Source organism: Spongiimicrobium salis, assembly GCF_043678055.1.
GTDB classification, from domain to species: domain Bacteria; phylum Bacteroidota; class Bacteroidia; order Flavobacteriales; family Flavobacteriaceae; genus Spongiimicrobium; species Spongiimicrobium salis.
On sequence record NZ_JBHEQA010000002.1, the window covers coordinates 611,102 to 624,904 of the forward strand.

The 13,803-nt window shown below is 38.9% G+C and carries 9 protein-coding genes; 2 read left to right on the forward strand and 7 right to left on the reverse strand.

All coding sequences use genetic code 11. The features are described 5' to 3' along the window. Positions 1-59 precede the first annotated feature (59 nt). Positions 60-1,613: a DEAD/DEAH box helicase gene (locus ACEXOE_RS12035; RefSeq protein ID WP_394749051.1), complete on the reverse strand. Its 1,554-nt coding sequence runs from the start codon at positions 1,611-1,613 to the stop codon at positions 60-62. A gap of 127 nt (positions 1,614-1,740) precedes the next feature. Here ACEXOE_RS12035 and rlmF point away from each other — a divergent pair, with 127 nt between their 5' ends. Further along, positions 1,741-2,631: a 23S rRNA (adenine(1618)-N(6))-methyltransferase RlmF gene (rlmF, locus tag ACEXOE_RS12040; RefSeq protein WP_394749052.1), complete on the forward strand. Its 891-nt coding sequence runs from the start codon at positions 1,741-1,743 to the stop codon at positions 2,629-2,631. Between the two features lie 22 nt (positions 2,632-2,653). Here rlmF and ACEXOE_RS12045 read toward each other — a convergent pair whose 3' ends face one another. From ACEXOE_RS12045 to ACEXOE_RS12070, 6 genes are all read right to left on the reverse strand, one after another. Beyond that, positions 2,654-6,256 carry a M48 family metallopeptidase gene (locus ACEXOE_RS12045; protein WP_394749053.1) on the reverse strand — a complete coding sequence of 1,201 codons (3,603 nt, stop codon included), beginning with the start codon at positions 6,254-6,256 and terminating at the stop codon, positions 2,654-2,656. A gap of 433 nt (positions 6,257-6,689) precedes the next feature. Continuing rightward, positions 6,690-7,085: a hypothetical protein gene (locus tag ACEXOE_RS12050; RefSeq protein WP_394749054.1), complete on the reverse strand. Its 396-nt coding sequence runs from the start codon at positions 7,083-7,085 to the stop codon at positions 6,690-6,692. Positions 7,086-7,122: 37 nt separating this feature from the next. Further along, positions 7,123-9,480 carry a GH36-type glycosyl hydrolase domain-containing protein gene (locus tag ACEXOE_RS12055; protein ID WP_394749055.1) on the reverse strand — a complete coding sequence of 786 codons (2,358 nt, stop codon included), beginning with the start codon at positions 9,478-9,480 and terminating at the stop codon, positions 7,123-7,125. A gap of 3 nt (positions 9,481-9,483) precedes the next feature. Next, positions 9,484-10,863: an MFS transporter gene (locus ACEXOE_RS12060; RefSeq protein ID WP_394749056.1), complete on the reverse strand. Its 1,380-nt coding sequence runs from the start codon at positions 10,861-10,863 to the stop codon at positions 9,484-9,486. A gap of 208 nt (positions 10,864-11,071) precedes the next feature. Beyond that, positions 11,072-12,163, reverse strand: a complete 1,092-nt coding sequence (locus ACEXOE_RS12065; RefSeq protein WP_394749057.1) for an Ig-like domain-containing protein — start codon at positions 12,161-12,163, stop codon at positions 11,072-11,074. Next, a complete protein-coding gene (locus ACEXOE_RS12070) occupies positions 12,154-13,269 on the reverse strand; it encodes a hypothetical protein (protein ID WP_394749058.1) in 1,116 nt (371 codons plus the stop codon). Before ACEXOE_RS12070 ends, ACEXOE_RS12065 begins: the two co-directional genes overlap by 10 nt. Before the next feature lie 191 nt (positions 13,270-13,460). On the opposite strand from ACEXOE_RS12070, the gene ACEXOE_RS12075 reads away from it, so the two are divergent. Continuing rightward, positions 13,461-13,769 (forward strand): HPF/RaiA family ribosome-associated protein, encoded by a 309-nt coding sequence (locus ACEXOE_RS12075; RefSeq protein ID WP_394749059.1) that lies wholly within the window; start codon positions 13,461-13,463, stop codon positions 13,767-13,769. Positions 13,770-13,803 lie beyond the last annotated feature (34 nt).

A 13,803-nucleotide genomic window follows, 5' to 3' on the forward strand; every position in this document is an offset into this window, starting at 1 on the left:
GAACAGTGGAGATTTCTCTCTTTCCATAATAATGTATTCTCCTAAAAGTTTGGAATATCTTATTCTTCAGGCGGAGGATATCCATGGATTTCCTCATATACCTGATCAAAATTAGTACGTAGATACGAATTCAACTTCTTTTGATAATCATCCTTTAACCAGCTTAGGAAATTATGGGTACTTCTACTGATACATTTTGCGTAAGTTTCAATGCGTTGATCAATATCACCTCCCAATAATTTGGCAAGTGCCAGTGCGTCGTATACATCCTCGCTATTTTCAATACAGATTTTTGCGTGTTGGGCAATGGACCTTTCCAATACTACTTTGGAAGATTCACCTTTTGCTGTTGCGGAAATATAGGTTTGCCGTACATCAAAATAAACCTCTTCAGATTTAGAGAACTCACTGCGAAGTTCCTCGGGCATTTCATGTTTAAATTTACGTTCTATTTCCTCATCGCTCTCCAAACGTTCCATATAGAACTTAGGAGATTTAAATATCGCTTGCCAATCCAAATCTGCCCCCCAAGGACCAAAACGATAGTAATTGTTCCCTAGATCGACTACCGTAAATTTAGACTTGTTGTTTAAGATTCTGGACCCACGACCGATCATTTGATAATACAGGGTCAGGGATTTGGTCGCCCTATTTAAAATTATGGTATCAATAGTGGGTTCATCAAAACCTGTAGTTAAGATACTAACGGAAGTCAAGATCGCGTTGGGGGTCTCTTTAAACCAATCCAGAATTTGCCTGCGTTGCTTCTTGGTGGCAGAATTGTCCAAATGCATTACAGGTAAACCGGCATCCTTAAAAGTATAATATACCTGAATGGACGTATTGATCCCGTTGTTGAAAATTAAGGTTTTCTTCCCTTGGGAATGTTTTTGATAGGCCTGTAGCAACTTATCCAGCATGGCTGTGCTGGTATACAAATCTTCTGAAGATTTAACCGTATAATCCCCGTTTGATCCCACCTCTAGTGAGGTAAGACCCATATCGTATTGGAATACTTCGGCCCTTGCCAAAAATTCATTCTCTATCAGAGCACCAATGCTCTCTCCTGGTATAAGTTCATGATAATTGTCCTTCATAGGAAGGTTTTTGTTGGAACTTAGCGGTGTTGCGGTAACCCCAAGGATAAAGGATTTTTCAAAAAACTTAAAGAGTTTGGTAAAAGAATTGTAGTGCGCCTCATCAATGATTACCAAACCGATGTCGGAAATATCCAGCATATTATCGTTCAATCGGTTATTGAGGGTCTCTACCATGGCTACAAAACAGCTATACCGTTCCTGGTCATCTAGATTTGCAGTACTATTGACCACTTTGTTTACTACCCCAAAACTATCTAACATGGCCGAAGTTTGATTACAAAGTTCAACCCTGTGGGTCATTACCAATACCCTCTTGGAGTGCAACTTTAAATATTGTCTGACAATTTCAGAGAAGATAACCGTTTTTCCACCACCAGTAGGCAATTGATAGAGCAAGTGGTAATCACTTGGAGCGGATTCAAACTTTTCGAAAATCTTATCTATAGCCCCCTTCTGGTAGCTGTATAATTCTTTATCTGTTTTCCGTTCCTGTAGTCCTATTTTCGTATTCATTGACCTTTATCAAAATTAAGATTTGCAAAATTACAGCCTTTCTTTTGCTATAACGAATAAAACAGAAGAAAACTATTCAACACTTTACTTTTCTTCTATGCTACCCTAGACAGGGTGTATATGAAATATGAATATCTTTGTGCAACATAGAAACAGCCTATTGCATCCCAAAAATTTACATAATATCCCTTATGATTTTAGCAAACTGTGTGCGAATCATCCCGATCTTGTATCGCATTTAATCATCCTGAAATCTGGTAGAAAAACCATTGATTTTTCTAATAAAGACAGTGTTTTTCATTTGAATAAAGCCATTTTATTAACGCATTACGGGCTTAAAGACTGGTACTTGCCAAAAGATTATTTGTGTGCTCCTATTCCAGGGAGAGCGGATTATATCCATCATATATACGATATCCTCGATCAAAAAGAAAAAACAGCTCCTTTAAGAGGTTTGGACATTGGCGTTGGCGCAAATTGCATCTACCCTATTTTAGCCGTTCAGTTATATGGGTGGCAGATGGTGGGCACGGATACTAATACACTGGCTGTAGCAACTGCAAAAAAAAATGTCCATGCTACTCCAGCGTTGCAGGAACGCATTGAAATTAGACAGCAAACAGACCATGCCCATATTTTTGAAGGAGTCATTGAGAGAGATGATTTTTTTGATTTCAGTATGTGCAATCCCCCATTCTATACTTCCCGGGACGAAGCTCTTAAAAACAACCTGAAAAAGAACCTCAAATTAGGCTCGTCCTCCAAAGCGTTAAGGAATTTTGGTGGTCAGGCCAATGAATTATGGTGCAATGGTGGGGAAGCCCTATTTATAAAAAGAATGATTAAACAAAGTATAGCTTTTAAACATCAGGTGGGATGGTTTACTACTTTGATCGCAAAAAAAGAACATCTCCCCAAACTGATCAAACAATTGGATAAAGTTAAAGCCAAATACCAGCTTGTACCGATGCAACAAGGGCATAAAAAAAGTAGGATATTAGCTTGGACTTTTCGTTAATAGTGCTGTTGCCGCTATTTTTTTAATGTTTCATTTGGATAAAAGGTTTTTCATTGACGAATAGGATACTATTAATATAAGACTTCCATTTTTGAGGAGTATTGTAATTAGACATCACATTCCCTAACACGTAAAAACCGGCTTTCAATCGGAAATCTACTCTTTCTATAATTTTTCCCGCTTTCCTGAAATCCTTTTGTTCTACGGCAGCGATAAAATCTTGCATAGACTTTTCTTCAATTCCATTTTCTTTTAACATGTCCATATAAACACCTGTATCTTTATTATTGCGGACAGTCAAGCCTAAACTGGACCAGATATTCATGGAAGTAATCCCTTCATTTTCGTCAAGCTTGTCAAATTCAGTTGAAATATGCTCTGGAACTCCTTGCGAGGCTGCCAATAATCGAAGAACATAAGGCCGATCTTCTTCAAAATTTGCAATAAAATCATAGGCTTCCTGAAGTTTGCCCTGCCCTATTAAATAAAAAACATGATCAGAGGTATCCAAACTATTGGCCAAAACTCCTTTTTCCATATTGTCGTATGCTGTGATTACATCACTTGTAATCGTGCGAGAAGAAGGTATTTCTATATTAAAATCATCTCGTAACAGGCGTCTGACGCGCTCACTATCCAGACTAATTTCCTGAGCTAGTGCCAAATTATTTTGTGTAGCACTATAAAATGCACGATAGGCCTTTTCCCAAGCCTCACTTTCCGTATAGGAATAGGCTGCGGCAAATGCAAGCCATGGATGATCTTGCCATTTTTCATATCCGCTAATAAAAGCCTTATTTTTCTCTAAATCATCTTCCATACACCTTGTGGCCAAATAATACTTGTCTGGATCATTGGGTGCAGCTGTTTTTGCTTTTAGATTCTTTGCACATAAAGCGGCCCGTTGAATGGAATCGGACTGATCCTGTAAGGCACGCATTGTCTGAACTTCATCCGGATGGTTTTTTAAACGCTCATTTAAAACCGCAATAGCATTATCATTAAAACTTTGTAGTACGTTCATCCAAGAGAGAAGAAAAGGGCTTTCCCCACTATCCCATTTCACATGCGAAAGAATAAGGTTTTCTATTTCTTTTTCATTTTCAATAATGGAGATCATATTACCGGGCGAAAGATTACTATATCCTGTTAGAACATCCCTAATTCCACCTTTGCTCGTAGAGGAAGTGGATATTGATGAAGGAGGTTCTTCCAAAATATGATCGGCGTCTGAGGAAAACCATTTTTTAGCCCCTAAAAATTCTTGTGTTTCAACTCCTTCATACCCATAGTATACTGGATATTCTACGAAAACGCCAGCATTGGCAATATTGTAAACATATTCTTCTGAAGGATTCTCAAAATCAGAAGTTATGGTTTCAATTTCAGCACCTTCAGTTGTAGTAGTCTTAATGACATAGTCTTTATCGTAATTTAAAGATACATACTCATGATCATTGGGGTCAATAAGAATTGTTTGTTCATCTACAATAACATACACAGGAATATGAAGTCCGTTGTATAGGTGCAATCTAGATTTTTGAGAAACGCTTCCAAAAAGAAGTGCACCCAATATTATAGCGCCCGAAACTCCAAATTTGGCGGTTGAAGCAAACAAACCTTCTCCAACAATGAATCTATCCCAAAACCCTAATTTTCGCTGAATCGATCTTTCTTTCCCAGGCAATAGAAGATCATACTTTTCAACCAGATGAATACCTGTTGGAGCTTTCTCAACTACTTCTTTTTCGGCAAGAAAATGATTTTTAACGGTTTCCTCAACATCCAGAAGACGTTCCAGAGCTGCATTTCTCAAGTTGTTAAGGCCGTTTCTTGCAACATTTCCCCAACCATCAATTACCTGAATCCACTCGTTGATATTATTTTTTTCAGGAGGTCCCAATTTAAATTCTTCATAGGCCTTTTTATAGTCTTCCAAATCTAATCTATGCAATAAAGAGGCATCCAATTTTAAGGCAAGACTATCCACAAAAGGTTTCCTCACCGTTCTATAGTAATCATTGGAGGCCGTTAGAACATCATTTAATTCTGAAGAACTAACACGTCCATCGGCAAGGACAACATTTAAGACATTATGAAATTTTAAGGCGCTATCATTTAAATTCGTTAGCGTATGCTCTGCATAATGCACAATGGAAGCCAAATTCTTTAAGTAACGAGACCAGCCATTACCTAATTTTAAAGCCGCTGCATAAGGTACCTTCCTGCAGAAACGATCATGTTCTATTAAAGATTCCATTATTGTTTTCTCTTCTTCCTTCAAACTTTTAATGATCGTTGTAATGTCTTTGCGCTTAATTTGTTCGCCTCTATGCCAAATACGGCGCTTTTCCACGGTAACTACTTCATTTTCAGAAATAATAAGAGCATCAATTTCCTCTCTAACTTCCTTGATTTGGTCCATTTTTAAACGGATTTCCTCGGGATATAACTCGGTAAAGGCATTGTTTAAATTGGTAGTGATTATTGAATTTCCATACACCTCATCTATAGAGGCATAGTTCACAAAAGAAAACCTGTTTAAATAAAAAGAATGGTATTTAGGGTCTAAAAAAGTCCAATTGAAGTATTCTTTATTTTGGGCTTTAACACCTTCTTCATCGGTCATTACCATAGTTTCTACTTTAGCAGTTGCTATCAATGCTGCGGTCATTTCCTGCTCGTTCCGAAGAGGATCGGACAATAAGGATTTGGCTTGACGGTCATCAATTTCTGCTGAAATGTAGAGTGCTTTTGCATTTTCTTCCCTATCCTTATCTGCCGGATGCGTTGCCCACATTTGGGGAGGATTATAACTCCTAGCAGTGAATATTCTGTGGGAATCTGGATTGCTATTGACAATTTCAGGGGACTTTCCATACATGGGATCCCCCAATAAGGTCGCCATTTTGCTAATGTAGTTGGATTGAATAACATACATATTGGAAATAGCTTTCTTATGCTGTAATTGATTATTTACGAATTCTTGGGTATTGGCATAGGCTTCATCAGCGATTTGTAGTTTGTATAGGGCATGAATCAAGGCATCACTACCGGTTAAGGAAACGGCGACGAGGTCTGCTTGGAATTCCATTTCTCTTGAAAGTGCCCTTTCTGCCATGGATACAACGCCAAAACAAGTTTCGATCAAAGAACGGATGGCCCAAACCAAAATGGATAAAATCCAACCTATCCATGCAATTCTAATATCAATGCTAGATATGCCGGACAAAAAAGAATCAAAAATATCCCGTTTCCCTACAATTTGAGCAGCTACCTGCTGTGCCGTATATACATAACGTCCCAGTAGCATAGAACGTTGCGCAAAATGTCCGTATTCATGGGCTAAAACAGCTTTGAATTCACCAAGATTGAGAACATTAACTAAGCCAAGGCCAATTTCAAGATTCTTTTTGGATGGAAATAAGAGATTGAGGATGGAAAGATCATAGGATACGCTGGCATTTACACGATCGGTCAGGAAAACCTTATGAGGTCTTGGTGCCCCCGCTTCATCCGCCAACTTATAGAGGTAGTCAAATAATACAGGCTCGTCCTTCGCCGTTAAATCCACTCTAAGCGGATTCTTTTCTCTTTTTGAAAAAAAGAATAAAGATTTTGCCATAAAAAGGGATAAAAATGCAAATCCCGCCCCCATAATATAATTTATAAAACCGGAGGGGCCTCTGAATAAATTATATGCCAATTTGCCAAACCAGATCGTAAGCACAAAATAAAGCGATATAAAAAGAAGCAACGCAAGTACGGAAAGCCATACATGTTTTTTAAAAGAACTTTTAGGTTTTGTCAATGTGTTAGGCACATTTTGAGGCCCACTGGTGTAGAAACTGGTCATATTGTTTGGTAATGGTCGTGAACAAAGCATTCAATTCCATACGACTATGAAGAATTTGAAAAGCCTTGTGTATTATTGGTGGTGAAAAGATAGAAAAAATTCATAAATATTTATACATTTTTCGATTAAAGTATCTAATTTATTGAAAAATGTAATGAAGATCTGGTAAGGCAAGCAATACAATGCTATATACGTCAATGACTTACATCTTTTTTATTTTTCGCGCATATCGTATGTTAAGTATGAATAATCCCAAGGAAATAAGAGGTATCAACAAGAAGAAATCGTTATCATATTCGGGAAGCAGCACCATGCTCAATGAGAGGGCTATAAAAGATAGGAAATGAAGTACAGATAACCCCCAATGCAGCGTATATCCCAACAAGGCCAAAAAACCATACCCCAAGACATATAGTATCCAAACATAAGAAGCCGTATACCAATAGAACAGTGAGATTAGTGTTTCTACACTATACCTCCAACCTACGGTATAGTTGATTCCATATACGGAATCCCCTTTAAAAAAAGCGATTAGAAAATGAGCCATCAATATTAAACAAAACATAAATCGCTCAAAAATGACACGTATAGTCTTCATTGTATGAAAGCTATCATTTATGGTAAGGAGCCATTCTTTATTCTCCTAATATTATCTTTATCTCGTAAGTCCTCCCCTTTTCAATTCCACGCAATATAGTGCCCTTCAATGGCTTTCCATCAACTTCAATTTCCATCTGATGTACAGGGCCCCGTTCCATCTGAACATTAAAGATCGCTCCTCTAAAAAGACGTTTTGCACTTGCTTTCGTCCAATGTTTGGGCAATTGGGGTTTGATCTGTAATCCTTTTGGATGCCCTACCAATCCAAACAAGCCTTCTAGGACACAACGATATACCCACGGCACTGTACCTGTATTAAACAGCTGACTGGAACGCCCTGCGGTTCTCGGAAATTGTTTGTAGGCTCCGCGATAATAATTGGGAATGAATACGGGTAATTGACCTCGCTGCAAAATATCGGCTTCATCAGGACCGGGAATCATCTTTCGTAAGAGTTCATAGGCTTTCTCTGTTTTTCCGTGACTGAAAAGGCCAAAGATATAGAAGGCAGCGGCATGATTATAAATAGATCCATTTTCTGCCGACCCGGGATGTTTTTGTGTCACTCTACCAACATCGTCGCGCATGGCAGTAAATGATGGAGATAGCATTTCTACACCATAGGGGGTTTCCAGATGTTCTGTAACCGCCGCAAGCATAGATTTGGTCTTTTCTACGGAGGCTCCTCCGCTCAATAAGGCCCAAGCTTGCGGATTTAAAAAAATACGTCCTTCCGGATCATCCTTAACACCAAAAACAACATTGTCATCCGTAATACCACGGGCGTACCATTTTCCATCCCATAGGTGCGTATTAACCGCCTCATTAAGGCTATTCGCAGCCATTCTAAATTCTTCCACAACATCGGATTGTCCAGCAGTTTCACAAATGGTGGCCCAAACCTTGAGCGCATAGGCAGTAGCCAAAGATAACCAGCCGGACACCCCCTTTCCTTTAGGTCCTACCATGTTCATGGGGTCGCACCAATCTCCCTGATCAATATAATTTAGCCCCCGTTCATCGCGATTTTGCAATAACCAACGCATCGCCAAATCCAAGTGTTCTTTTACAGTAGCCTTTTTTTGATTTTCAGCGAACGGAACCACTACATTCAATAAGTCATAATCATTGGTTTCATCCAAATATGCCTTTAAACAAACGGGCAACCAGACACAATGGTCCGTATGTGGCACTTGGTTGATATACTTTAACTCGGCATCTTTTTGAATAAGAATTCCATCGGGCATGGCCCCGCTCTCCTTTTGTTGGCTTAAGGCTGTGATATATACTTCACGGGCAATATGCGGTTTTAAGTAACCCATACCCATATTATCCTGCAAATAATTTCGGGTTTGGGGATCGGTACTCAGCCTATTGGTCTCTCCGTGATAAAAGATTTGTCGTGGCAACCAATGATTGATAAAATTGTCAAATTCGGGTTCAGGAGTATTGATGGTTATACAAGTTTCTCCCTCACTGATATAAGCGGCATACTCTTTTTTTACTTGATTGAAATTTGATGTAGTGAAGTAGCGTTGACGAATTTCAGCAATGGCTGTTTCTGTACGTGCAGGACCAAAAATGAATTCATAGGTCTTTTGTTCCCCTGCGTCTAACGATTCTCTGTATTGGAGAATACAGGCCGGGGTTTCATATCGAGCATCGCCTTTGGATAGTTCTTCTTGAGCAATTCCTGTGGGGTAATGTAGGCCACCTTCTCCTTCAAATGTATTTTGGTTAACTTCATAAGAAGTAGGCACAGTCTTGGCCAAGAGAAAAGTCTTGTCTTTTAAGGTTTTGATTTTATCGTATTCCTTGTACTTTTGATAGGGTGTCACCGAACTACAAACAATACCGCAGAGTTCTTCATTAAAAGCACCAGATTGATTCATCCATGACATATAGCCAACAGGGAAATAAGGATAAACACTGACCTTTTTTTCACTATTGGAAAGGTTCTGCACCTTTATGGTCCATAACTCCAATGCCTCGTCTTTTGGAAGGCTCAGGCGCATCTCTATACGCAGGTCATTCTTTTGGACCGTCCACAATAAATCACTTTTCCCTACAGAAAATTGATATTCATCCAAAGGAGCTTTTACTGGGGCATAGGGTATGGAAAACAACGCCCCATTGCTTTCCTCTTTTATATAACAAAAACGACCGGGATGATGGGCATAATACGGTTGTTCGGGCTGCATGAAGGTTTTTGCTTCTAAATTTGGCGCATGGTCATATTTTGCAGGTTCCGGTTGCATAAATTGCGCCACGGCATAACCCCTGCAATTCATATGAATCATCATATGCTTGTTCCATAAAAAACCAGAGGCATTGGGTAATTGGGTAGGTGTTGTAAGTTCAAAACGCTCCCCCCCTTCTATTGGTCCAATCATAACTTATTCTTGTTTCTGCTTGCGTTCTTTTAATTCCGATTGCACCTGTTCTAATAAGGTATTGTCCAAAGTATAATAACGCATGACAAAAGCGGCCAGTAAGGCAATGATCCCCGGAATAATACTAATTACCAGCACTATCCCTGTTTGTGAAGCATCGGACTGCGCTTCATTGGCTACATACCCCATGGTGGCCAGTACTCCTCCAATGGCAAAAGAAGCTAAAGCTCCTCCCAGTTTTTGGGAAAAGATGGCTGCTGAAAATGTCATGGCCGTGGCTCGCCTTCCGGTTTTCCACTCCGTATAATCGGCAGTATCCGCATACATAGAAAATGCCAAAGGCGATTTAGGACCTAGGGCCAATCCTATTAAAATATGGATTCCAAACATGAGCCAAATGGCATCACTGGGTACAAAAAAGAACGCTATGGATAAAATGCCCGTGATGGTCATTAGCAACATCATAAGCCGTTTTTTATCAAGAAATTTGGTCATTACCGGCGTAAGTGCAGCCCCTGCCGCTAAAGCTAAACCGTAAGCCGTTAGGAAATACTTGATCAGGTCTGGCCTATTTACATAATACTTCACATAATAGATGGAAGCCCCCGCCCGCATCGTAATCGTAATCATAATGATCAAGGCCAAACTAAAAAGAACCAACCACGGTCGGTTTCCAAGGAGGTCTTTTAAATCCCCAATAGGGTTACTTTTTTGATTTGCCGGCGGAGTAATGCGCTCTTTGGTGGTAAAAAACACAATAGCGAATAAAATAGCGGCCAATATACCATACACGGCCATAGTAAGTTGCCATCCCAAGATTTCATTTCCATTTCCTAGGTATTCTACCAAATCCAAGGTATAGAAGTTTACCAATGTTGTTCCTGTAAAAGCTGCGATGAATCTAAAACTAATCAATTCGGTGCGGTCTTGACTTCTTCCCGTAATTACTCCGGAGAGTGCTGAATAAGGAACGCTAAGAATGGTATACATAAGCATCATAATCGTGTAGGTTCCATAGGCCCATATTACCTTTCCCCCTTCTGCCATATCTGGAGTGGTGTAGGTCAAAACACCTGCAGCTGCCATGGGCAAGCCTGCCCATAAAAGATAGGGTCTGTACTTTCCCCATTTTGTCTTGGTACGATCAGCAATAGCTCCCATGATGGGATCTGTGAATGCATCCACTATTTTGGTGACCAACATCATGGTACCGGCAGCAGCAGCTGTGATTCCAAATACATCGGTATAAAAAATTAAGAGAAAGGCAGAGATATTGGCCCAATAAAAATTGAATCCTAAATCTCCAAGGCCGTAACCAATTTTTTCTTTGTAGCTTATTGGGGCTAAAATACTATCGGAAGAGGCCGTATTTTGATCAGACATAAAGTGCTATATTTTTGGTGTTTTCGTTAGTAAGCCTCCAAAAATATAAAAATATAAGTACTGGCAAAACGACTTTGTTATAATGCTTCTTAATTCATAGATAATGCATCATTTGTGGCATTATTTTATGGAATTCATAATGATTTCCTTGGATTTATTTCCATTCTAACGAAATACGACTTTTTCAATAAAAGAAAACAAAATGCATTTATTCCATCTTGAAGTCCAAAAACTCCATCAAAACAGCTTCGGATTTTAAGGCTGATTTGTCCAAGTCCCGATCAAAAACATGATTGAGATTGTTGCCGGCCAAATCTTCTAATTTTGCTGCAATTTGAATCTTGTAGTCCCCTTTTTTCCAGGATTCATCTGGATAAAAAGAGATTCCTTGCTCCTTGTTTTGTAATTTAATTTTTCCCTTTAGAATCTCCCCTTTTGTGGTATAAAATTGAATGGTTTCCCGTAATAACATCGCATCCAAAGATTCATTAAAGTCAATTTTCAGCATATCCCTGGTTCCAATCTTGGGGCGCTTAATTTTCCAGTCCGAAACTTTTGGACTCCGATCGTCACGTGCCGAAACATAAAGGTGTTTTTCATACGTCCGTTTCAAGGGAGTTCCATTTGCTGAACGCCAAGTGGCATTCACCTGAATCAAATATTCTTTATTCTCTCTAATCGGAAGCCCTTTTTCTTTGTTGGGAATTAAATCTGTTTTTATTCTCCCTGGATCCAACCAAAGCGTCAATTCTGTATGTGCTGCATTCCATAATTGGGCTTCCAAATCCAAGAAAATGGTTTCTTCCTTTTGATCGGTTTTATTTTTTATGCTGATGTAGTCTAGAGGATTCCCAACTTCCTGCATGGGTTCGGAAAATACAAAGTACATTTTCAGTAGATTTTCCGGAACCGTATCCCTTGTAGGGTATATTGCCATTAACTCTGGCTGACTTCCTTTATTTTCTTTTATATAAAATTCAGAAAAGAGGGTGTTTTTTCGATATATGGAATAGCTTTCTCCTTCGGTAAAAGGCACTATAGGCTTAAAAATATACCTATTGTTTTTTAACGTTAAGGCCCCAAGGATTGGAGTTTTTGTACCTTCTCCCAAGAACACCTTATATGGACCATCCGCACTATTGGTATAGAATTGAATGGCTACGGCTTTATTTCCCTCATATACCACCTTTAGGTTGGTTTTAGGGGAATCAGGATGGCACCCCGGACCTAGTACAAAACAAAAAAAGACCAAGCAGTACTTGATCTTTTTTAGTATTGTCTTGTTATTGCTTACATCCATTTTGTAGGTCTACTTCTCAACACCAGATTACCTGATGATGTTCGCTGCAAATAAACAACATTTTCAGCATCCAGATTATCCAATTGTAAAACATTGACCATAGGTAGGGAAACGTATTCCACACCCACAGCAATATAATCATTTACAGGCTCTGTCAAGGACTCCTTAAAGTTGGCAATGGTATTATAATCCATTCGCATTACAGGTCTATTGGTATTTGACATGACAAAATAGGGTTTTCCTTCCTTTTTAAAACTGATCATATCCAAAGGTGAATTTCCAGCTCCTAACTCGGCCACAGTTCTACCTTTCATATGTTTGCCCTGCTTTAAATCTTCCAAAGGAAATAGTACTAGCGGGGTACAGGTATAACTGGCCATAAGATATTCTTTATTTTCCAAGGTGATGACATCAAAAGTTTTGATGGGGGCATGGGTTTCGAATTTTCCATGAGCCGCATGGTAAATTTCCAAAGAAGCATAATCTTGACTTCCTTTAAAAGGGAAAGGGATACTTCTGAAAGTAGAACTGAATTCTTTATTGGATAGCCCAGAAACCATTACGGTCCCATTGTGATATTTCATATCGGATATTGCCCAAACTCGTCTGGAACGACCTCTACGGTCTTTTGCATCTGCGGCAATGGCATTAGAAAGTTCAATTTTAGAATGATCGGCAGCTGTGAGGGAAACATTTTCAATGGCTTCACCATTCAATTTTAGCAATACTGCTGTTCCATCCATGGTATTGACAGCAAAATACGGCTGTTTGGAAATTGGATTCACAGCCATATCGTTTATACGTATCTTATCTACGGTAGTTCCTAAGGAAGCCGCAATTTTTTGATCAAAATCCCCAATATTAATGCGATCGGATTTTGATTTGTTTTCAGTGTCCTTTGTATCAAGGGCATAGATCATAGCGTTTTTTGAATCTCCAATAAACAAGATTCCTTCCGGACCAAAACTCAAAGCGTTGATGGAACCTACATTTAAATCGCCAGTGGTAAATCCATCTTTAAGCGGAGTCTCATTGTTGGTAATACCAGCCGAAATGCCAATTAAAGCAAGACATAGGATACCAACACCTAAAAATATTTTTTTCATGATAGTGTATTTTTCATAAAATTAAATCCTTAGTTGGCAATTTGTAATGAATAGCGGTCAATTAACTAAATTTTAACGCATTGTTGGTGTCCTGTTTTACGTCTTTTATCATAGAAACAAACGAAATCTCTTAACAACAATAAGTTGTTTTTGAGCACAATTATTTTTAAATTATAGGAAAATTTTAAGGTATGAACATTAACTTTGAATACGATGGTGTTAAAGCCAGCGGACGTCTCGAAATTATGGCAGCTGCAAAGCTCAAAAAGCTCTTCGACAAGTATGATTTTGTCATGAGGGCCGATGTCTTTTTTAAGAAGGAAAATACTTCTTCTCCAGATACGGGAATGATATGTAATATGAGGTTAAGCATTCCTGGCCCTAGAATTTTCGCAGAAGCAAGTGAAGCTAGTTTTGAAGCTTCCATAGCAGAGTCCATCACCTATTTAAGACAACAATTACAAAAACGAAAAGGGAAAATGTACGCACGCTTTCGCTAAGGGGGAAGCGAAGCAGTCTTTTAGTGTTGGTGAT